The organism is Lentimicrobiaceae bacterium (genome assembly GCA_020636745.1).
GTDB lineage: Bacteria > Bacteroidota > Bacteroidia > Bacteroidales > Lentimicrobiaceae > Lentimicrobium.
Window position 1 is genome coordinate 1 of the sequence record JACJXH010000005.1, and the last position, 21,915, is coordinate 21,915.

The window sequence follows — 21,915 nt, forward strand, 5'->3', positions numbered from 1 at the left end:
ATAAAATTCCGGGTTGATATGCGCAAAATGGCAGTATAAGACAAGCGTTTCCGCGCCCTGCGGTTACCGCTTCATGCATATATATTCACCGCAGCCTGCCGGGTTGGCAGCTTCTGACTTTAGTCTGAATATGATAAAGCATGGTTTAAACGACCTTTAAACGGCCTTTAAACCTCATTTAAACTGCACTTACATATCAGCATGAAAACTTATCTGTTGTTGTTGTAAGAAATATCCACATCAATAAAAGAGCGGGGAATCCATAAGTTTTTCCAGTCTTTATCTCGTTTCACAGATAAATTAGTTATCATATTTATATATCATGAGGCGAAAAAAAGAAGCAGGTATAAAAATACTATTCGGATTCAACCAATTCTTGCATCGCTCTACTTCCGAATGGTTGTAATTTATTCGATCTATGGATATTTCCTGTCCGGATGGGAAGAATTTAACCTTACGTTCCATTTTCACAATACTTTTCTGAAATTCAGGATCAGGTCTGAGATTGTCGCAATCCCAACCACGTCTGGAATAGTTATTATTCTCATCAATGGGAATATTTCTGACTTCAACATCAATCCATTCTTCTGAGTCTTTTACCCCATTATTATAATCGGTATAGTGAAAATGAGCCTTAAACCATAAAAGTTTCTCACTATTGTATTCCCCTTTCACCCAACCCTCACGCCCATCGTCACCAGGGAGTCTGCCTGAAAATAAATTGCCTTTTGAAATAACTATTGCTCTGGAAAGCTCAACAGAATTATAACCGTTTTTATACCAGGCTTGATGGTCATTTTTATAACCATTAACAGTAAAAGAAATATCAGCATAAAAAACAAATTCCAGTGTGTAAAAATCCCGTGTATCGGTTGTTGGCTTTACGGGTGCAGCCTGCATTTTCTTTTGCTCCGACTTCACCACCACACCCCCGAATTCAATTTCAGCATGAATCCAGGCATTGTCGGCGGGGGTAATTTTTCCCGAAAACCGGCCATTGCGGGCTTCAAACTTCCCGAGTTGGTCAAGCGTGGCTGTTTTAATCACCACCGGCCCATTGTAACGGATAGCTCTCGTGTACTCCTTGTCGGTTTTATGAACAATCTCGCCACTGATGCTTCCATCAGCAGCCAGCGAAGTGATTTTTACATTCAAATCAGGAATGTAAAGCCTGATGGCATTCAGGCCTGCTTCCTTTATGGCAGGAACAAGTACCGAAGCCAGCGATTTTACGCATGCTTCGTCAAGGTAGGGGTAAGTTTTGGAGATGGGATATTGGTTAAAAAACCAGGTATCGGTGCACAGCAATACCTCCTTGTTGCCCACATTGCGCCTGTAATAATTATTGGAATAGGTGGCAGCACTCAGTTTGGGCGAATTGTACACATAGTTTGGGTGCGTAATGGGTTTCACCACATTGCCCTTCCAGTCGGTGCCCGAAATGGTTTCATCGGTAAAAAAGTTTTCATTGGTAAAGGCTGCCAGTTTGTGGGCCACCTCCTGAATGGTAGTTGATTTCTCCAGCTTCAGCGCCAGGTCAGGATCAGCCTTGCCCGATTGAAATTCATCCAGCCCGGCCTCATTGTTGGTTTGAAATTCAGCCATCATTTCCTCATATGTGTCGGGGTTGCCAAAGTAAGACATTGTGCGGAAAGGGATGGAAGGATGGGCATCATTGCGCACATGAGAGGGGCAGCCATTGTCGGCAATCATGTGCAGGGTTTCGCCCAGCGACCGCCAGGCTTTGGCCATCAGGGCATTGCGCTTTTCAGGATCTTTTTCCTCCAAAGCTCCTTTCATAAATACTTTGCCGTTTTCCCAGGTATAATTGTGCTCCAGCGCCCCGAATGAACCTGCTTGCCCTACTGCCCACGAAACGCCATCGGTATGTGGATTGGTAAATTTAGTTTGAATCCAGTTGAGCAGTTTGCTGTTGACATCATCGGTCAGGTGTTTCTGGCCATCGGGGCGGGTGGGGTCGTAAAAGTGGCGAAAGCTTGCGGGAACCTCGGGCACATCGGCCGAATAACCACCATGCGCCATCCATTCAAGCGGTGTTTTCTCGCCTGCTTCTTCGGTGTAAGTAGTTTCACCATACAACCAGTTGGCCAAATCTTCGTGAAAACGGTCAATCTCAGAAGGATTGAACAGGCCGGGCTTGCTGATGTAATTGCCCCTGAGTTTCTGCTTATCGAATTTAAATTCATATAGCTTGAATTTCTTCATCGAAAAACTCTCTTTGTTATTTTTCTCAAGAAAAGCCTTGACAATAAATTTGTTGAGCGTAGGATGATTTTTTTGATTGCCGTAGCCCACAAACAAGGCCCACATTATCAATGCAGAAAGGATGACAACCGGCAGTGTGTATGTTTGAATATTTTTCATATCAGCTTATTTATCAAAATCTAACCAGTTTCCATTGTCCATCATCGCTCAGCGCAAACTCGGCCGTATATTTTTTCCCATTTACATCCATAAACTCATACAATGCATAAATAGGGGTTGAAATTTTAAGTTTGCGGGTGCTGAATGCTTTGGAATATTCACTCATATAGGGTTTGATTTCTTTAAATGCTTCTTTGTAGATTACCTGACTGCCCGGTGTAAGCATTTGCCTGAGCAGGGTGGTATCGGCACGGGCAAAAGCATCTTCCACCGTTTCAGCCGCTTGTTTCGGATCGCCTGTATCCACATTGGTTTCAGCAATGGCTGCTTCCGTAACCGTATCGTCCACTGAAACAATACCCGGAATATCAGTACCTGTCAGTTCTCCACTGCCCTTACCTGAAATACGCCCATCGTCGCCATAAAAATACAGGGCCGTTAGTGCAGCCACTATCAGCAGAACAAGCACCAGCAGCGATTTCCAGACACATCCGCCTTTCTTTTTTGGGCGAACCACCGGCGATACCGGCGGAGTGGCATAAACAGGAGGTGAAGAAGGGCCAGGCTTTGGCGCAGATTTAACCGGAGGATTGGCAGAATGAGCGGCAGGGGGTGTATGGCTGCTTACCTGACTTGCTGCAGAAGCACCGCAATGCGGGCAAAACTTTTCGTTTCCGGCAACAGGCCTGCGGCACACCGGACAGGCCCCTGAGTCTGGAATTCGCATTTGAGCACCACATTTGTTGCAAAATTTCGCCCCGGCCTTTAAAGTGTTGCCGCAATTGCTGCAAAATGACATATCAATAGTTTTATGAACTTACTTCTCTTACAAACTTGCGTGAGCAATTTATGAAAAAATAATGAAACCACACAAGCAACGAGAAGCGTTACAGCTTGCTGAACAGCACAATGCAGCTGAACAGCCCTTTCAGGTTGAAGTTACAAGCCTGAAAATGCCCCGGTTCAGCGCTTTCATGAAAAAAAAGCTTTATTATTGCAGGTATGCATCAAATTAATACGACCATGCTGATATTTATTTTCGTCACATCCGTTCACCATGTCTGACTCCTTTTCCCTCAACACCCTGAAAGGCCGCCTGGCCGAACACCTTGTTCAGGATTTGTTCAGCATGAACGGTTACAATGTGTTCAATTACGGGCTCGAAAGAACCCATCCGTTTTTGAGCAAAGAACTGAGAAATAACAACCATACCACCAGCCGGGCATTGCGTTTTATGCCCGACTTTGTGGTACAGAGCTCACTTACCGGCGATTTGTTTTATATGGAAGTAAAATTCAGGGCCAATGGCTGTTTTCGTTTTGACGATAAATTCAAGGACTACCCTTACAAAAACGCCTGGTTTGTGATCGTATCGCCCGACAAGATACAGTGCATGCACTATAAGCGGCTGAATGCAGGCTTTGGTATTGCTGCCGAAACCAACTACCGGCTAAGCAGTGTGCGCTCCTTTCACCTGAGCAAAGAGTCAATTGCAGAATACGAGGGCTATGCAAAGCAGGTGTTTCAGGGCTTTCAAAAAAAATAACAGGCCATTGCCTGGCTGCTATAGAGGTCGCCTGCATCATATGCTGAACGACAGGTAAAAAAACATTCATTCGCCGAAGGATTTCACATCCAAAATAACTATATTTGTATAATGCATCAGGGTTGACCATACCTGTACACCTGTTTTGTTTCAGGTGCTATAACACTTGCCGTTCCTGAATTTGCTGACTGAAGTTAATGCTGTATTCATCTGCCCTGCATTAAATATTTCTGCCTGTTTAATAGAAAGAACGATGAAAAAAACCTGCTTTGTACTTCTAGTGCTGGTTGCCGGCCCTTGCCACGCTGCCACCGGATCTGCCAGAGATGGCATTTGGGCTATACTTTCCGTTATCGGATTTTTATTGCTGCTGCTGGGCATCACTTCTCTTGCCGGCTTTGTGCGAAAATACCTGAAATCCACCAGGGCATCCAGGCTAAAACACCATGCTAACCTGACCGAAGACAAGGACTTACTGCTTCCTGAATCGGCCTTCACCCCCATATAAAAACACAGGCAAAGCGCTTGCCTCATGCCACACCTGAACTCTCCGGCCCTTTGGGCACTTGCGCATCAGCTCTCTGTACAAACACCAGCACCACAACCTCATTGCCGAACAGCCGTTTGGCATTTCGTTACTGCTCAAAAACACCACAGGTGAGTTTGAGAGATGACGTATGATAACATCCCTTCAAACCCACCTGAAAGATTGAATTTTGCCTGACTGCCTTTTAATGTGAAAAGGTCAGGGTAAATTACAGGCTTTAGCCTCGTCGGTTTCATTTACTTCAAATAAGCAGCATTATCGGTGGCTCTGGTCATTCACAATCTTTACGTTGAAGAGAGCCAGATCACTATTGCACGGCTCTGGCATCAGCTTAAGCTGCTTTCCACTCAGCACATAATACCGGTAAACGGGGTTGATAGGGGCAATTTCGCCGCTCAACGGGTCGTATTTGCTGCAATTGCTGCAATATCTGTAAAGGCGTTTCCCATTGCAAACACTGATAAGCTCCATAAAGGCCATACCGAGCGTATCTCCCCTGAGATTGATCAGGGGCATCACTTCAAATTGCCGTCCATTCAAACGATAAGCCTGAATGCTGTTGTTAGGCACTTTAATCAGCTGTCCTTCAGCAGTTAAAATACGGGTATTGGCAAATCCAGTCCGCATGGTCTCACATACATAAGTTTTGCCATCTGCCACCACGTAACCCTCTCTTTCAGATTCAGACATCAGCATCAAAGAGCACAAGGCCAATGCGATTGTTATCCATAAAGTTTTCATGATGTATCCTTTCCTTTCAGGTCAATTGCCTGATGATAATTGAATAAACACTTGCCCGCCAGTCAGCAAATGCGCTTCAGATAACGTCAATACCAAAGAATGGCAAAACGGTTGAGGCGTTCTTCTTGTTGATCTCAAGATAAAATCCGCCATCCTTAAACACGTAATAAGCTGTTTGTTGATGTGCCTTTTTATAGGTATTGTCCATCAAATCGCCACATTCACCGAACTCACAGTATTTGTAAAGTCTTAATCCATTGCGGGTAGTAACATATTCCATAAGGGCTGTTTGGCCGGTCATCTCTCCTTTGATGACTACGGGTAATCTTTCAAACAGGTGACCATTACAGAAGTATGCATCTACTTTTCTGAAGGGGATTTTAAGCGTGGTTCCATCTTCAAGTGTAATATTGGCACAAAACAATCCGGGGCGAACTTTTTCGCAGAAATACGTCTTGTCTCCGGATTTTACATAATTCAGGGTTTCATTTCCGGCATTGGCTTCCACCACAAAAGCGAACATAGCCAGCACCAGGATTGCAAATAACTTTTTCATGGTAAACTCCTCCGGTTTTTAGGTTGAACATTGAACATCATAAAATTACGCAACATGCACTGCCACAATCAAATGTATTCGTTTAACCAGCCAAAACAACCGCTTACCGACTCACCTGCCGCATCTGCTGACTTACAGATGAAAAACAGCTTTTGACCGAACAAAAGAGCACAAAACAGCACTCTTTACCCGGTAGAGGTAAAAAAAGTTTGGAAAAACTCCTTTACGGAAATGCAGGGGAAGCAGAGGCTAAACGATAACCGGAAAAAGCACCCTGAACTCGCTGCCTTTGCCGGCTTCGCTGTCAACCTGAATCATGCCGCCGTGTTTTTCGACCAGCTCTTTACACAAAATCAAGCCCAGCCCGGTGCCGGGCTCCTGATCAGTGCCTTTGGTTTTGCTGGAAACGTCGATATTGAACAGGTTTTTGGCTTTTTCGGCCGACATGCCAATGCCGTTATCTCTGACACTCAGCACACAAAAGCCTTTGCGCTCAGCAACAGAAATATGAATTTCGCCGTTGCGGTTGGTAAATTTAAGCGCATTGGTAAGCAGATTGCGCAGAATGGTTTTAACCATATTCACATCGGCCTGCACCGGCCGGCATTTGCTGTAAGAAGATTTAATGGCAATGTTCTTACGGTTTGCCTGAATCGTAACCAAATCAACACTTTCATCAACCAGTGGCTGAAGGTCAACCGCTTCAGGCATAAACACCATGGTTTCGGTTTGCGAACGCGCCCACAGCAAAAGGTTTTCGAGCAATTCATGCGCTTGTTGCGATGAAGTTCTGATATTTTCGAGGTTTTTCTGCAACTTGAGCGGATCAATGTTATTCAGGGTAATGAGCAGAATATCGGTCAGCCCGATAATGGTATTGAAAGGGTTGCGCAGATCGTGGCCAATGATAGAGAAGAAGCGATCCTTGGCTGCATTCAACTCTTTAAGCCGGGCATTTTTCTCCATGATTTCAGACTTCTGACGCTCAATCAGAAGGGTTCTCAGCCTTACCCGTTCTTCGAGCACCCGGCGTTGCCTTATCAGTTGCCTTTCGCGCAGCCTGATGTACACCCACACCAACAAAACCAGCAAAAAGACATAGGCCACATAAGCAACATTGCTTTTCCACCAGGGCGGGTAAACTATTATCTGAATGCTTACCCCTTTTTCATTCCACAGCCCATCGTTGTTACAACCTTTTACCCAAAGAGTGTAATCGCCGGGTGGCAGATTGGTAAACGAAACAAAATTGCGCGTTCCAATATCAATCCAGTTGTTATCCACTCCTTTCAGCATATAGGCGTAAGCATTTTTAGCCGGATTGGTAAATTCCATTGCTGCAAACTCAACTGTAAAGGTGTTATCGCGAAAGCTAAGTTCTACCGGATCAGCAGCCTCCAGGTTGAAGTAAGTTTTGACCCCTTCGGTAATTTTATAAACAGAGGTAATGGCTATCACCGGAATATGCGGATTGCTTTTGAGCGAATCGGGATAAAAAGAGTTAAAACCATTCATTCCGCCAAAAAACAGCTCCCCTTCTTTGCTGCGAAACGATGCCCTGAGGTTAAATTCGGGACTTTGCAAACCGTCTTCAACGGTATAATTGTAGAATTTATGGTGCGTGGCATCAAACCGGCACAAGCCATTGCCGGTGGCAAACCAAAGGGTATGATTTTTATCTTCAAGAATGCTGTAAACCAGATTTGCAGGAAAACCCTGTTCGCGCGAATAATACGTGAAAGTGCCGGTTTCTTTTGAATACCGGTTTACATAGGAATTGGTCCCTACCCAAATATCGCCATGCACATCCTGGCACAGGGCGGTAACAAAATTGTCGGACAATGAACCTGCTTTGCTCTCATCTTTCTTAAAATGTGTAATATCGCCTGTTTCAGCATCCATCATATCCAATCCGTTGATGGTACCAATCCAGATATCGCCCTCCCTGTCTTCGAGCACAGCGTAAACCAAACCAGCACTGATTTGATGGTCAGCCGGAGCATCAGTATAAAAATGCTCGGCAGGCTTCCCGTTTCGATAAAGTTTGTAAATGCCGTCATTGGTTGCTATCCAGAAATTTTCGTGCCTGTCCTGCATCATCATATTGATTCTGAGCCCTTCAAAATCAGGGAAACCAACTCCATGCAGCGCCACAGACGGACGGACAAAATTCCTGCGCTGTTTGTCAAAAACAACCAATCCGTCGCGTGTTCCCAGCCAGATGGTGTGCTGCCTGTCTTCAAAAATGGTGTGGACAAAGTCATTGGGAATATGGTTTCGGCCAGTGGCTTCAGCAGAATAATGCTCCACTTGGCCTGTTTCGCGGTTCAACAAATTAAGGCCCTGGCCCCAGTTGCCCACCCATATCAGGCCCTGTTCGTCTTTATAAATAGAGGCAATCACATTTCCGGCCAAATCAACTGAATAGGGAGAATCACTTTTACGGTAAAGCCTGAAATTGCGTTTCTTCAAATCAGTTTTATTCAGACCCGACAAAGTACCAATCCAGAGATTATCCGAATGATCAATCATCAGCGAAAGATTAATGTTATGATTCAACCCGCTTTTATCGGCGCTGAAGTTTTCGCACACCCATTTTCCGGCGGTGTTGCGGTGCATCCTGTTAAGCCCGCCCCCTTCTGTTGCAATCCAGAGATTGCCGCGCTTATCGGCAAGAATAGCCCGAATAAAGCTATGGCTGAGTGCAACATCGCTGTTCAAATCACTGTAATGACGAATCATTTTGGTGCTGCCCGGTTGTAATTGATTGAGCCCATCGGAGGTGCCAATCCATATATCACCGGCTTTATCCTGAAACAAAGCAGTAACCTGATCGTCAGAAAGACTTGCAGGATTTCCGGGCTGAGAGGTAAACACCCTGAAATTAGCCGATACGGGGTCAAACACGGCTAATCCCTTGGCAGAGCCCATCCATATATTTCCCTTTTCATCTTCAAGCAGTGGAATATTGTTGTCTTTGACACTTCCATCGAATGCAAGCGGACTGATAAAATGCTTAAACTGCATGGTTTCCGGGTTGCAAACAGAAAGCACCGGCGGTGTATTGATAAGTATATCGCCATTGCGGGCACAATCAACATCATAAACATAATCAGTAACCCTCAGGGCATAAGGAGTTTGATAAATTACCCGGACAAAGCGGTCTTCCTTTCTCAGATATTTAACCAATCCGCCCTTGGTCCCTATCCACAGGTCGGCATTTTTATCTTCAGCAATGGCAAAAATCCAGTTATTGGCGATGGAAGTGCTGTCGCCCGGAGCATAGGTATACACTTCAAACCCGTATCCATTAAACCTGTTAAGGCCGTTTTGCGTACCCACCCAAATAAAGCCCCTCGAATCCTGGTACATACAATTGACTACACTCTGTGAAAGTCCGTCGGCAATTGAATAGCCCAGAAATGTATATTGCTGCGCGCTGCACCATAAACATGACAGGAGAAAAAGCCCCGTAAAAATTGCTTTGATTTTCATCCTGTTTTCAGTGTTAAGCATTGCTGATTGGGCTGCCGGGTAGTTGCGCCTCACTCGCCGGCATAAACTCAAATCAAACTGGCGCAACCCGGGTTTACTTCATTCAAAAATACAAAACAGGAGGCAATATTCCTATTAAACTACTGCAAATAATACACTTATCAATTGAGGAATAAAGGCCAGGGGGAAAACAGAAAGACATCATAATTTCAAAAACCCTGGCGTTTGCCTTCAATCATATCAAAAAAATTCTTTTGATACGTGTCGCTGACAGGGATGGAACGATCGGCAATCTTGATATGCCTTCTTTCAACAAAATCAATTTTATCAATAGCCACAAAAAATGATTTATGCACCCTGCAAAAATGGGGCTCGGGTAAAACATCTTCAATTCCGCGGGCATTCATCAGGGTCATGATGCGGCGGCTGGTGGTTACAATACGCCAGTAATCGCCCATGCCTTCTACATAAAGCACTTCAGATGTCCGCACTCTTTCAATGCGAGTTTCTGTTTTAACAAAAAAATAATCTTTGACATTGAATTCCGGCTGATGGGCCGATGGATTTGTCTCAGCAAGCTTTTGCCCCTCATTCAACATGCGGTCATAAACCTTATCAATGGCTTTTAAGAACCGTTCGAATGAAATGGGCTTCAAAAGATAATCCGTCACATCCAGGTCAAATCCCTGCAGGGCATAGGCATCGTAGGCTGTAGTCAGAATCACAAATGGTTTAACTTTAAGTGCGTTCAGCAGCTGTATGCCGGTGAGCTCTTCCATCTGAATGTCAAGCAAAATAAGATCAACCTTGTTGTTGCGCAAATACTCGAGTGTATCTATGGCATTGCCAAAAGTATGCTGCAGGTTTAAAAAAGGCACTTTTTCGCAGTATTCCCTGATGATATCGAGGGCCAGGGGTTCATCGTCAATGGCTATACAATTTATTTTCATGTTTGCGGGGTTTTATTTGAAACAGGCCTTGCTGCTTCCTTCCAGATTTCAAGATTGACACTGAATTGTTCCTCATTCTGTGTAATGGTGAGCTTATGCCGGCCCGGATAGGTAAGTTCAAGCCTTCGCCTGATATTAGCCAGGCCGATGCCGCTATAAATTTCACTTTCAGGAAGTTTTGTCCTTTTCAGGTAATTGACCACACTGAAAACGATGCCTTCCTTACCGGCAAACAGGCGGATGATAATTCCGGGACTGTGCAATTTGCTGCTGTGTTTAAACGCATTTTCAACAAACGAAATCAGCAACATTGGCGCAATAAGGTGACCTTCAGGGTTTCCTTCAATCTGCAGCGAAACAAAATCGGGGTGACTGATGCGAAGTTTCTGCAGTTCAATAAAGCTTTTCAGGTAATCCAACTCCTTATCCAGCGGCACTTTATCAGCAGAAGCATCAAAAAACATATACCGCATAACCGATGACAGTTTCATAACCGCAGCCGGTGCCAAATCTGATTTTTTATAAACCAGTGAATAGATATTGTTGAGTGTATTGAAAAGAAAATGCGGATTAACCTGCGACCGTAAAAGGGCCAGTTCACTTGCCTGCCGCTGGTTTATCAACTCATCCTTTTGTTTCTGCGATTCAAAAGCGTGAATCATAAAACGGATAAGAACAGCATATATGCCGGTAATGATAACCAGCCGCAGATTATTCCAGACATACATCCATTTAAACACCAGTTCGGCTCCGTCCTTGTTGCCGGGAAGTTTCCAAAAGATAAGTTCAAGCGGTGTTCTGATGGCAGTGAGCAACAACAAAACAATCATCCCTGCCATGATGGCCACCAACTTATATCTGAATTTCATCAACACCGGAAACAAGAGATAAATCACATAAAACGACACAACATTGAGCATGGTGTTAATAAAAACATCCTTTAAATACTGATTGTTATATAACCAGGATGCTTCATACTGTCCGATATACAAAGGAAATAATGACTGGTTTACAATATAAAACCAGAAGAAGAAGTGAATGAGCAGGATATTTTTCCTTTTCATCAGTAAATAATTTTGATTTTAAAGGTCTGATGGAACCCACATGTTTGAAAATTAATTTCATCTGTGTTAGCGAACGCAATTCATGTGGGTTTCATTTTAATATTGTTTTGCCAATGATGGTTGCCTATCAAATTTAAGCAAAATAATGAATTTCAAGACCATAAACCACCATCAAATCGACAAAACACGTGGTTTAACCGCCAAAATGAAAGTCTGATTCTGTAAAAGGGGGTAACAGGCATATCGCATTTTCATTAAAAAATAATAAGCTTCTACCCAAAGTAAAGCACTATCGCGCTGTACTGCCAACGACCTGAATATTTTCATCACAACGCCTGTGATTCATAAAATTATTTTACTTAACGGCCATATTTAATGTCATAAATCTGTTTCCAAATGAATTTTGACCCGCATTTATAGTGGCTACAATACAATTAAATCTAACTTTGTACATTCATAAAAGGTAGTTGCAAATCAAAAGGATAGTGAATTAAAAGAAGATTTTCTTTCTGAAATCACATCGTCAGTATTTTGCAGCCATCAGATTTATTCATCATTCTAATTAACAATGGCATGAAAAAAACTTTTACTCTTTTACTTGTTATGGCCTGCCTTTGGGCGCAGGCGCAGTACAGCACTCCCGGCACCGGGGTATCGTGGAATCTTGACTCGCTGGTCACCAACTCGGCAGGTGCCGTTATTCTGAACGGCGATCACTACGAAGTAACTTCCACCATTCTGATTCTCCCCTCCGACTCACTCAGTATCCTGGACAATGTTACTGTATTTTTTCATGACCTGACTGGCATTGAGTCGTCGGGAATACTCACCATTGATGCACCATCCGAAGCATTGTTCACAGCCATCGACAGCACTTCTGCCAATAAATGGCGCGGCATAAAACTGGAGTCGGGGCATGTCACCAACATTAAAAACGCCAGCTTCAGATTTGGCGGAGGAATGCGCGTCATTGCCGGCACTTTCTCTATCGACGGAAGTACATTCTATAAAAATTACTACAAATCAGGCTCTACATCAGGCTCTTATGCTTCAAGTGCAGCCCTCGACATTTCAGGGCTGGCCAGTGTAACCAATTGTTCCTTTACCTACAATCAGCGCGGAGCTATTGCTTCAGGTTCAAACATAGCCTGCAGGGCCAATATTCGCAACAACTATATTTTCGGAAACACAACAGAGAATTCAAATCGCCCGCAAATCAACATGGGCCCGGCTGGCGAAAATGATACTACCTTTATTGTTGGCAACACAGTTATTGGCAACGGCAACACCTCATCGGGGGGCATTGCCTATTCATCGCTGGTGGGTGTAGCCGGCAATGTGGTGATTGAATCCAACGTGGTTGACTTAAACCGCTATGGCATCACCCTTACAGGAAGCCCCATCAACGGCGCCATTCGCTACAATACCATCACCAACAACAACATTCAGGGCGACCCGAACCTGGGAGGAAGCGGCATCAATTTTACGGCTTCAAGTGCTTCTTCTAACCTGCAGGCAATGGTTACAGGCAACATCATCAGTGGAAACCTGTGGGGCATTACCATTATCGGATATCCGCAGGTAAATATGGGCGACAGCACAGCAGCCACTTTTAATCCTGGCGGCAACCAGTTTTCCGACAACGGAAACGGCGGCATCCTTTACGACCTTTACAATAACGGCCCGGTTATACAAAAAGCCATGTACAATTGCTGGGGTGTAGCAACACAGGATTCGGCCAGTATTGAAACCGTGGTGGTACATGCGGTTGACAATGCCACACTCGGACTGGTAAAATTTATGCCTTCATGCGCCTATCCAACCATTTTTACTGTTGAAAACGCATCAGGCTCACCGCTTCAGCAGGTTGAAATCAGCATCGAAAACTTTGAACAAACCCTCTATACCAATGCCAGCGGAACGGCAGAAGCAATGTTATCACCGGGCAATCACCTTTTTACAGCCTCACTTGCAGGATACAATACCTACAATGGCAACTTTACCGTTACTGCCGGCACCAACCATGTAAATGTTACCCTGACCAACAGCAGCAACTATTTGCTGACTTTTCATGTAACTGATACAGATATGGCTCCGCTGGCCGGCGCCGAAATTTCCGTTGCTTCTCAAACCCTCACCACCAACAGCGAAGGAATGGCAACCATTACCCTGGGCAATGGCACATATCCTTATACCGTTTCGAAAGAAGGATATATCAGTGAAAACGGAAGTGCAGTTATTGCCAATGGAAATACTGACGTAAATGTTCAGCTCACTGCCGTTGTAATACCCACCTTTGTCCTTAGTTTTCAGGTAAACAATGCAGATGGACAACCCCTTGAAGGAGTTTCAATTGAAATAGAAGGTCAGCCTGAACCATTGCTCACCAACAGTGCCGGAACAGTTACCATTGAACTGCCTGACGGCACATATAGCTATAACGCTTCACTGCAGAATTACGAAACCTATACCGGCTCAGTTGAAATTGCCGGAGCCAATGTAACTGAAAACATTGTACTTCAGCCCGACACCACCAGCCTTTATACTGTGACATTCACCGTTGATTCCAACATGGGTTTACTCAGCGGCGCCGAAATTACCATCAATGGTGAAACACTTACAACCAACGACAATGGTGTGGCTACTATCCAGCTAACCAACGGCACCTGGCCATATACGGTTACGGCCATTGATTTTATCACAGAAGAAGGCTCACTCACCGTATGGGGTGCTGATGTAAATGAATCTGTTTACCTTCTGCTCACAGGCATCAGCCAGCCTCAGCACGAAACATTCACCATTTACCCCAATCCGGTAACCAACCGCCTTTATATCAAAGGCAATCAAGCAGATGCAGTTGAAATTTATTCACAACAAGGTACTCTTTTGCAACAATACAAATCAGTAAAAGGCTCCATCAACCTGAGCGGACTGGGGCAGGGAACTTATCTCATCCGCCTTATTTCAGGCAGCGAAGTGGTAAGTAAAACCATTGTAAAACAATAGATTTGATAACATAAACCGAAAGGGGACTCTTCATATCAGAGTCCCTTTTTTTTTATTTTTCCTGAAAACAGTAATAAAAAACGAGCCGTTGTATTGCGGACCAGGTACTTTGCGAGCAATTTTTATAATTCAGGCTGAATTAAGCTTCTGAGTGTTTCGTTTGCTCCTGCTCCATATCGCCAAGATGCAAATCAAGCGCTTTGACCGAAATCTGAATCTCATAAATTGAAATTGCCAAAGAAACAAGCATCATAATCAGCGCAACGCCAAAAATAAGAATGGCCACCGACAATTCTCCCACAAAGATGAGAAACATGGTGCCCACGCATAAAAACAGGCTGCCCACACCCAGCATCTGCATGTACTTTGTCAGGTACAACCGCTTCCTGAGATTGGCAATCTGGCCTTCGAGCAATTCATTTGGATCTGCGCTGAACTTCTCGTGAAGACCTCTGATAAGGCTGGCATAGCCCAAAAAACGGTTGGTATACGCCAGTAAAATAAGTGAAATAGCTGAAAACAGCAGGGCCGGTGTCGTAAGTGTAATTTGTTCGTGCATGATACATTTTTTGTGAATCAACAATCAAATCCATCATTCCTCTCTGGTTCTTCCGGTAAATGTACAAAAGAAATCCAGCCTGACTATTGCCTTTAGCCATTGAGTGCATCATCATGCAAAAACATAAATATTGACTGGCAGGGCTCACAAAAATTGCTTATATTTGTGTATATCAGCTTATAAATGATGGAAAACGCACATTCAACACCTCATCCTCATGCCAATGGAAGCGACTTTTCCCGGTTTATGCAGATGGGCGATGATTTTATGAAAATTGAATTGCTCAGACCTGCCATTAAATGGTACAACAAAGCGCTTGCATTGGGCATAGAAACCGAAAAAGTTAATCAGCGCCTTGATGAATGCCAAAGGCAACTGGCATTTGAAAACAGGGTAATTGCCATTCTATGTGCCATTGCAGCCCTGCTTTCGGGACTCTGGATGGTGTTCGGCCAATAGGCTGTTTACCATATTCAGGTATTCGGTCCTCACCCGTAATGAACTTCCTGTCAGGCCAAACAAACCGGTAAATCTCAGTAATACCTGCACTCTTTCTGTTTGAAGACACGTGCATAGCAGCACAGCCATTGTATAAAAAACAGGATTCCTTGACATTAAAAAAAATCAAAAAGGTCATTATCCTTCCACTTTTTCACAAGTTGTTTACCTTTGCACCGCAAAACAACAAGCTTATGAACGCCCTTGAACAACTAAAAAAATTCACCCGCGTGGTGGCCGATACCGGCGATTTTGAATCGATGATTGCTTACCGCCCTGTAGATGCAACGACCAATCCTTCGTTGATTTACGCTTCGGCGAAAGATGCAAAATACCGTCATCTGGCAGCTCAGGCAGCCGCCGAAGCCAAAACACTTAGCCAGGACAAAGCCACGCAACTTTCGCTTTGCCTCGATCGTGTTGCTGTGAATTTCGGACTTGAAATCCTGAAAATTGTTCCGGGTCGCGTCAGCACTGAAGTAGATGCCCGCTTATCGTTCGACACCGAAGCTACCATTGCCAAAGCCCGGGAACTGATAAGGCTTTACGAAGCTGCAGGAATCTCGCGTGAGCGTATCCTGATTAAAGTAGCTGCAACCTGGGAAGGCATCCGTGCCGCCGAACAGCTTGAAAAAGAAGGCATCCACTGCAACCTCACCCTTTTGTTTTCAAAAATACAGGCCATCGCTTGTGCAGAAGCCGGCATTACATTGATTTCGCCTTTCGTAGGCCGTATTCTTGACTGGTACAAAAAAGAAAAAGATCTTACCGGTATCACGCCCGACCAGGATCCCGGCGTTATTTCCGTTACCGAAATATTCAATTATTACAAAAAGTTTGGATATACCACCGAAGTAATGGGAGCCAGTTTCCGCAACAAAGGCGAAATTACCGCACTTGCCGGATGTGACCTGCTCACCATTGCCCCTTCGCTGCTCAAAGAACTGGAAGAATCAAATGAAGTGACCGAGCTGAAACTCGACGCGAACAAAGCCTCAGGCCTGCCCATCACCCGCATTGATATCAATGAAAAATCATTCCGCTGGCTGATGAACGAAGACGCCATGGCCACCGAAAAGCTGGCCGAAGGAATCAGAAAATTCACGGTAGACCTTTTAAAGCTGGAAGACTTTCTGAAACAGGAGTTTCTGAATTAGGTTACCCGGATTATTTATATACCTTTGCATCCGCTGAAAAACAAGCTATGAAATCACTTCACTTCTTGTTTTTCAGTTTGTTGCATGACTTTTAGCCTCAAGCTACAGGTCTGTTTTTTTTTATTTTTTACCTCTTATTTTTAAAACCATGAGCTTAGTCGTTGTCGGAACAGTTGCTTTTGATGCCATTGAAACCCCTTTCGGAAAAACCGATAAAATTCTCGGCGGTGCAGGAACCTTTATCGGACTTGCAGCCGGAAAACTTAAAGTTGATGCAAAAATTGTCTCCGTAATCGGTGGCGATTTCCCTCAGGAATATCTTGATTTGTTAAATGCCAACGGCGTTGAAACATCAGGAATAGAAATCATCAGGGAAGGCAAAACATTTTTCTGGTCGGGCCGCTATCATAACGACATGAATTCGCGCGACACACTGGCCACCGAACTCAACGTACTGGCCGATTTCAATCCGGTACTACCTGAATCATATAAAAGTGCAGAGTTTCTGATGCTGGGCAACCTGACCCCGCAAATTCAGAAAAGCGTAATTGAACAATTCCCGGTAAGACCCAGACTCATTGTAATGGACACCATGAATTACTGGATGGACAGCGCCTGGGACGACCTGATTGAAGTCATTGGCATGGTTGACGTTCTTACCATCAACGACGAAGAGGCGCGTCAGCTCTCGGGAGAATACTCGCTTGTAAAAGCAGCCCGTAAAATACTCACAATGGGACCTCAATATCTGGTTATAAAAAAAGGGGAACACGGAGCCCTGCTTTTCCACAAAGACAGTGTATTTTTTGCTCCTGCCCTGCCGCTTGAAGACGTATTTGACCCCACCGGGGCAGGCGATACATTTGCCGGCGGATTTATTGGCTATATAGCCAAAACAGGTGACATTTCATTCGAAAACATGAAACGTGCCATCATCTGCGGTTCAGCAATGGCGTCATTTACTGTCGAAAAATTCGGCACCGAAGGCCTGCAGTCCATTCACAACGGAGTACTGAACGACAGAATCAGACAATTCTCCGACCTGGTACAATTCGACATCGATCTGGTAGATTAACAAAACCAACGGGGCATTTACCATTTAAACAGTTACAGGAAAGCCTGACAGCATCAAGCCTTCCTGTAACCAAAATATTCAGCTCCCGGCCAACCTGTATTTCATCTGCATCATACCGCCCGAAAAGTGCTGTACCGGCGCCCTAGACCTGCCTTGTGAAACGACCGGAATAAATCATCAGGAAATACAAAGGCAGAGGCACGCCGGATGACAGTTCAAAACTGGCGGGCAATCAGTTATTTATCTTTCAGCTACACCCTGAGCCTTTCATTTATAAGGACAGTCAGGGTGTAAAACGCTTGTGCATAATCATTCTATTTTAATCATACATTTTGTTATTATGAAGATTTTTATAACTTTGTCGACCTTTCAGATAAGAAATAATTATCATAACTTGCTAAAAACATGAAGGTTTACAAAACAAATGAGTTAAGGAATGTTGTACTCATAGGTGGTGCAAAAACCGGCAAAACGACCTTGTCGGAATCCATGCTGTTCGAGGGAGGCCTGATAACCAGGCGCGGAACTGTTGAAGATAAAAATACTGTATCGGACTATCGCGAAATTGAGCTGGAGCGCCAGAATTCAGTTTCGTCAACTGTCTTATATCTTGAACATAAAGGCAATAAAATTAATATTATAGACGCCCCGGGTTTTGATGATTTTATAGGTGAAGTTGTTACCGGCCTGAATGTTGCCGACACTGCATTTATGGTAGTTAATGCCCAGAATGGTGTTGAAGTTGGTACTGAAATCAACTGGAGACAAGCCGCAAAAATCGGCACACCCATTGTATTTCTGGCCAACCATCTTGAACACGAAAATTCAAGCTTTGAAGAAACCCTTCGCCAACTGAAAACTCAGTTTGGAGGAAGTGTTATTCCTGTTCAGTATCCTGTAAATGAAGGTACCGGATTTAATGCCATTATCGACCTGCTTCAGCAGAAGATGCTGAAATACCCCAGTGGTGGTGGAAAAGCTGAAGTTCTTGACATTCCTGCTGATCAGAAAGATAAAGCAGAAGAAATGACAAATGAACTGATTGAAGCTGCTGCTGAAAATGACGAATCACTCATGGAAACATTCTTTGAGAATGGCACCCTGACAGAAGAAGAACTCAAACGCGGACTTAAGCTCGGTATTCAAAATCGTGGCATGTTCCCGCTGATGTGCGTGGCTTCAAAACCTAATTTTGGCGTTGACCGTCTGCTCGATTTCACCATTGATTATCTGCCCGCTCCGGACGAAATGCCCGGCCGCAAAACAAAAGATGGCCAGGAACTGAAATGCAATGCCACAGAGCCTACATCTGCCTTTATTTTCAAAACTTCAATTGAAGAACACCTGGGCGAAATTTCCTATTTTAAAGTTTACGCTGGTGAAATTACTGAGGCAATGGACCTCGTAAATGGCGTTAGCAATTCGAAGGAACGCATCCCTCAGCTATTTGCTGTAGCCGGTAAAAAACGCGAAAAACTGGAAAAAGCAGTTGCCGGAGATATCGCAGCTACCATTAAGCTGAAAAACAGCCGTACCAACACTACACTGAACAATCCCAAAAATTCAGGTGTTGTGATTGAACCGATTGAATATCCTGCACCACGTATCACTATGGCTTTAAGGCCAAAGAATACAGCAGATGATGAAAAACTCGGCGCTGCCCTTACCGAAATTCAGAAGGTAGACCCTACCCTCTCTGTTGAATACTCAAAAGAGCTCAAACAAATCATTATGCGTGGTCAGGGTGAATTGCACCTGAACATCGCCAAATGGCATCTCGAAAATATCGAGAAAATCATGATTGAGTTTTACGCTCCGAAAATTCCATACCGCGAAACCATCACCAAGAGTGCAAAAGCCATGTACCGCCACAAAAAACAATCAGGTGGTTCAGGTCAGTTTGGAGAGGTTCATATGCTTATCCAGCCTTACACCGAAGATATGACTCCTCAGAAAGAGTTCCCTATCAGAGGTACTGAAGAGCACAGCCTTCCATGGGGCGGTAAGCTTATCTTCAACAACTGTATCGTGGGAGGTTCTATCGATGCACGCTTCCAGCCGGCCATTCTCAAAGGTATTATGGAAAAAATCGAAGAAGGCCCACTTACCGGATCTTATGCCCGTGATATCGTTGTGAATATTTACGACGGTAAAATGCACCCGGTTGACTCCAACGAGCTTGCATTTAAACTTGCTGGCCGTCAGGCATTTAAAGAAGCATTTAAAAATGCAGGACCTAAAATCCTTGAGCCAATTTATGATGTGGAAGTCATGGTTCCAGCCGATCGCATGGGCGATATCATGACCGACCTTCAGGGTCGCCGCGCCATCATTATGGGAATGGACAGCGAAGGCAATTACCAGAAAATCAGAGCAAAAGTGCCCCTTGCTGAAATGAACCGCTACTCCACCGCCCTGAGTTCACTCACCAGCGGAAGCGGAACATACTCACTCAAGTTTGCTGAATATGCCCAGGTTCCCGGAGATGTTCAGACTGCCCTGCTCAAAGCCTACGAAGAACAGGAAAAAGAAGAAGAATAAACGACTTCTTGCCATTATACTCAAAAGCCATCCTTCCCCGGATGGCTTTTTTTTATTACCTTAAAATACCCCTCAATTATCAACACACCTTTAGCAATCAAAATAAGCAAAGTGCCAACAAAGTAATTTAAAAGATGTTATCTTTGCCTTATGATTGTTAGTGTTCATATAACACCAAGCCGTTGCTCCCAATCAATCACCAATAGTTTTAAAGACAAACAGACCATTTATGAAACACTTAATTTCAGGGATTGTGCTCATCGCGCTGGCACAATTTGCGATGGGTCAGAACAGCCCTCAAACAAAACCAGCAGACAATTCCTCTGCCGTAAAAGTATACACCACAGCTGAAAACAGCCAATACAGGCTTTCGCAAACAGCTACACTCGCGTTTGAGAAAACAGGACAGCCGCTTGAGACAGAAATCTGTGTATTTGTTGATCCTGAGCGGACTTTTCAAACTTTCCTGGGAATTGGTGGTGCCATTACGGATGCATCAGCCGAAACGTTTTACAAGCTTCCGGCCGAAAAGCAAAAAGAGGTGCTAACGGCTTATTTTGATCAGCAAAAAGGCATTGGCTATACACTTTTGCGCACCAACATGAACAGCTGCGACTTCTCAAGCGAAAGCTACACCTATGTCAATGATGGCGACACAGATTTAAAATCATTTTCAATTGACGTGGACAAACGGTATAAAATTCCGCTTATCAAACAGGCCATGGTTACTGCCGGAGGTACTCTTCCCCTGTTTGTCAGCCCGTGGAGCCCCCCGGCCTGGATGAAAACCAACAACAATATGCTGCAAGGCGGGAAACTCAAGCCTGAGTTCTATCAGAGTTGGGCCAATTATTATGTAAAATACATCAACAGCCTTGAAAAAGAGGGTGTACCGGTGTGGGGATTGAGCATTCAGAATGAACCTATGGCTAAACAGACCTGGGAGAGCTGCATTTACACGGCCGAAGAAGAACGTGACTTCCTTAAAAAATACCTCGGCCCTACTATGCACAAAGCCGGACTGGCTGAAAAAAACATCATTATGTGGGATCATAACCGCGACCTGATATACCAACGCGCACAAACCTACTTTTCGGATCCTGAAGTTGCCTCATATGCATGGGGCATAGGCTTCCACTGGTATGAGGACTGGAGTGGCGGACTGCCTGTATTTGAAAATGTACGCAGGGTACAGGAGGCTTTTCCTGATGAAAACATCCTTTTCACCGAAGGCTGCGCCGAAAGTTTTAATGCTGAACGTTACGAAGCATGGGTGTTGGGCGAAGAATATGGCCGCTCCATGATACATGATTTTAATAACGGTTCTGTTGGCTGGACTGACTGGAATATTCTGCTGGATGAATTCGGCGGCCCGAACCACGTGGGTAATTTCTGCTTTGCCCCTATGCATGGGAATACCAAAACAGGAAATTTAACCTTCACCAATTCATATTATTACATTGGTCATTTCTCAAAATTTATCAGGCCGGGCGCCAAAAGAATTATAGCCTCACCCAGTCGCAGCCAGTTGATTGCCACTGCTTTTAAAAACACCGACGGCAGCGTGGCCGTGGTTGTGATGAATGAGAGCGACAAGGCACTGGATTACAAGTTGTGGGTTTCTGGCAAAGCTGTTCAGGTAAACAGTTTGCCCCATTCAATTGCCACGCTGGTATTCTGAAACAAGCATAGAAACGCTCTGAATAAAACCGCAGTAGTAACATCTTAAAATAAAACATCCGGCACGATACGTACCGGATGTTTTATTTTAAAGCCAATAATTATCAGCAGTGTA

General features: G+C 44.4%; 16 protein-coding genes. 8 read left to right on the forward strand and 8 right to left on the reverse strand.

Annotated elements, in window-relative coordinates; all coding sequences use genetic code 11:
- Nucleotides 1-300 precede the first annotated feature (300 nt).
- Together H6541_08935 and H6541_08940 are read right to left on the reverse strand one after the other, a co-directional pair.
- A complete protein-coding gene (locus H6541_08935; GenBank protein ID MCB9015904.1) occupies nucleotides 301-2,385 on the reverse strand; it encodes a hypothetical protein in 2,085 nt (694 codons plus the stop codon).
- A gap of 13 nt (nucleotides 2,386-2,398) precedes the next feature.
- On the reverse strand, nucleotides 2,399-3,184 hold the full coding sequence (locus tag H6541_08940) for a zinc-ribbon domain-containing protein (protein ID MCB9015905.1): 786 nt from the start codon (nucleotides 3,182-3,184) through the stop codon (nucleotides 2,399-2,401).
- A gap of 258 nt (nucleotides 3,185-3,442) precedes the next feature.
- Here H6541_08940 and H6541_08945 point away from each other — a divergent pair, with 258 nt between their 5' ends.
- Together H6541_08945 and H6541_08950 are read left to right on the forward strand one after the other, a co-directional pair.
- Nucleotides 3,443-3,931 (forward strand): hypothetical protein, encoded by a 489-nt coding sequence (locus H6541_08945; protein ID MCB9015906.1) that lies wholly within the window; start codon nucleotides 3,443-3,445, stop codon nucleotides 3,929-3,931.
- 253 nt (nucleotides 3,932-4,184) lie between these two features.
- Complete coding sequence (locus H6541_08950; GenBank protein ID MCB9015907.1) at nucleotides 4,185-4,439, forward strand: hypothetical protein; 255 nt, start codon at nucleotides 4,185-4,187, stop codon at nucleotides 4,437-4,439.
- Nucleotides 4,440-4,733: 294 nt separating this feature from the next.
- Here the strand turns inward: H6541_08950 and H6541_08955 are convergent, their stop codons facing one another.
- From H6541_08955 to H6541_08975, 5 genes are all read right to left on the reverse strand, one after another.
- On the reverse strand, nucleotides 4,734-5,219 hold the full coding sequence (locus H6541_08955) for a hypothetical protein (GenBank protein MCB9015908.1): 486 nt from the start codon (nucleotides 5,217-5,219) through the stop codon (nucleotides 4,734-4,736).
- A gap of 76 nt (nucleotides 5,220-5,295) precedes the next feature.
- On the reverse strand, nucleotides 5,296-5,775 hold the full coding sequence (locus tag H6541_08960) for a hypothetical protein (GenBank protein ID MCB9015909.1): 480 nt from the start codon (nucleotides 5,773-5,775) through the stop codon (nucleotides 5,296-5,298).
- A 249-nt stretch (nucleotides 5,776-6,024) separates the two neighbouring features.
- Nucleotides 6,025-9,270: a hypothetical protein gene (locus H6541_08965; GenBank protein MCB9015910.1), complete on the reverse strand. Its 3,246-nt coding sequence runs from the start codon at nucleotides 9,268-9,270 to the stop codon at nucleotides 6,025-6,027.
- 209 nt (nucleotides 9,271-9,479) lie between these two features.
- Nucleotides 9,480-10,220 (reverse strand): response regulator transcription factor, encoded by a 741-nt coding sequence (locus H6541_08970; protein MCB9015911.1) that lies wholly within the window; start codon nucleotides 10,218-10,220, stop codon nucleotides 9,480-9,482.
- Entirely contained in the window at nucleotides 10,217-11,284 is a 1,068-nt protein-coding gene (locus tag H6541_08975) for a histidine kinase (GenBank protein MCB9015912.1), read from the reverse strand. Before H6541_08975 ends, H6541_08970 begins: the two co-directional genes overlap by 4 nt.
- A gap of 573 nt (nucleotides 11,285-11,857) precedes the next feature.
- On the opposite strand from H6541_08975, the gene H6541_08980 reads away from it, so the two are divergent.
- Nucleotides 11,858-14,290 (forward strand): carboxypeptidase regulatory-like domain-containing protein, encoded by a 2,433-nt coding sequence (locus tag H6541_08980; GenBank protein ID MCB9015913.1) that lies wholly within the window; start codon nucleotides 11,858-11,860, stop codon nucleotides 14,288-14,290.
- 139 nt (nucleotides 14,291-14,429) lie between these two features.
- On the opposite strand, the gene H6541_08985 is transcribed toward H6541_08980, so the two are convergent.
- The gene (locus tag H6541_08985) at nucleotides 14,430-14,849 is read right to left on the reverse strand and encodes a DUF2721 domain-containing protein (protein MCB9015914.1); all 420 of its coding nucleotides are present in this window, start codon (nucleotides 14,847-14,849) and stop codon (nucleotides 14,430-14,432) included.
- Nucleotides 14,850-15,032: 183 nt separating this feature from the next.
- On the opposite strand from H6541_08985, the gene H6541_08990 reads away from it, so the two are divergent.
- The 5 genes from H6541_08990 (at nucleotide 15,033) to H6541_09010 (ending at nucleotide 21,801) form a co-directional block, all read left to right on the forward strand.
- A complete protein-coding gene (locus H6541_08990; protein MCB9015915.1) occupies nucleotides 15,033-15,308 on the forward strand; it encodes a hypothetical protein in 276 nt (91 codons plus the stop codon).
- Between the two features lie 233 nt (nucleotides 15,309-15,541).
- Nucleotides 15,542-16,504 carry a transaldolase gene (tal, locus tag H6541_08995; GenBank protein MCB9015916.1) on the forward strand — a complete coding sequence of 321 codons (963 nt, stop codon included), beginning with the start codon at nucleotides 15,542-15,544 and terminating at the stop codon, nucleotides 16,502-16,504.
- A gap of 148 nt (nucleotides 16,505-16,652) precedes the next feature.
- Complete coding sequence (locus H6541_09000) at nucleotides 16,653-17,579, forward strand: sugar kinase (protein MCB9015917.1); 927 nt, start codon at nucleotides 16,653-16,655, stop codon at nucleotides 17,577-17,579.
- A 405-nt stretch (nucleotides 17,580-17,984) separates the two neighbouring features.
- Nucleotides 17,985-20,120 (forward strand): elongation factor G, encoded by a 2,136-nt coding sequence (locus H6541_09005; protein ID MCB9015918.1) that lies wholly within the window; start codon nucleotides 17,985-17,987, stop codon nucleotides 20,118-20,120.
- Nucleotides 20,121-20,349: 229 nt separating this feature from the next.
- Nucleotides 20,350-21,801 carry a glycoside hydrolase family 30 protein gene (locus H6541_09010; GenBank protein MCB9015919.1) on the forward strand — a complete coding sequence of 484 codons (1,452 nt, stop codon included), beginning with the start codon at nucleotides 20,350-20,352 and terminating at the stop codon, nucleotides 21,799-21,801.
- Nucleotides 21,802-21,915 lie beyond the last annotated feature (114 nt).

Excerpts from the sequence above, each read along its gene's own strand:
- H6541_08935 (MCB9015904.1), bottom strand. The coding sequence starts at position 2,385 with ATGAAAAATATTCAAACATACACACTGCCGGTTGTCATCCTTTCTGCA.
- H6541_08940 (MCB9015905.1), bottom strand. The coding sequence starts at position 3,184 with ATGTCATTTTGCAGCAATTGCGGCAACACTTTAAAGGCCGGGGCGAAA.
- H6541_08945 (MCB9015906.1), top strand. The coding sequence starts at position 3,443 with ATGTCTGACTCCTTTTCCCTCAACACCCTGAAAGGCCGCCTGGCCGAA.
- H6541_08950 (MCB9015907.1), top strand. The coding sequence starts at position 4,185 with ATGAAAAAAACCTGCTTTGTACTTCTAGTGCTGGTTGCCGGCCCTTGC.
- H6541_08955 (MCB9015908.1), bottom strand. The coding sequence starts at position 5,219 with ATGAAAACTTTATGGATAACAATCGCATTGGCCTTGTGCTCTTTGATG.
- H6541_08960 (MCB9015909.1), bottom strand. The coding sequence starts at position 5,775 with ATGAAAAAGTTATTTGCAATCCTGGTGCTGGCTATGTTCGCTTTTGTG.
- H6541_08965 (MCB9015910.1), bottom strand. The coding sequence starts at position 9,270 with ATGAAAATCAAAGCAATTTTTACGGGGCTTTTTCTCCTGTCATGTTTA.
- H6541_08970 (MCB9015911.1), bottom strand. The coding sequence starts at position 10,220 with ATGAAAATAAATTGTATAGCCATTGACGATGAACCCCTGGCCCTCGAT.
- H6541_08975 (MCB9015912.1), bottom strand. The coding sequence starts at position 11,284 with ATGAAAAGGAAAAATATCCTGCTCATTCACTTCTTCTTCTGGTTTTAT.
- H6541_08980 (MCB9015913.1), top strand. The coding sequence starts at position 11,858 with ATGAAAAAAACTTTTACTCTTTTACTTGTTATGGCCTGCCTTTGGGCG.
- H6541_08985 (MCB9015914.1), bottom strand. The coding sequence starts at position 14,849 with ATGCACGAACAAATTACACTTACGACACCGGCCCTGCTGTTTTCAGCT.
- H6541_08990 (MCB9015915.1), top strand. The coding sequence starts at position 15,033 with ATGATGGAAAACGCACATTCAACACCTCATCCTCATGCCAATGGAAGC.
- tal (MCB9015916.1), top strand. The coding sequence starts at position 15,542 with ATGAACGCCCTTGAACAACTAAAAAAATTCACCCGCGTGGTGGCCGAT.
- H6541_09000 (MCB9015917.1), top strand. The coding sequence starts at position 16,653 with ATGAGCTTAGTCGTTGTCGGAACAGTTGCTTTTGATGCCATTGAAACC.
- H6541_09005 (MCB9015918.1), top strand. The coding sequence starts at position 17,985 with ATGAAGGTTTACAAAACAAATGAGTTAAGGAATGTTGTACTCATAGGT.
- H6541_09010 (MCB9015919.1), top strand. The coding sequence starts at position 20,350 with ATGAAACACTTAATTTCAGGGATTGTGCTCATCGCGCTGGCACAATTT.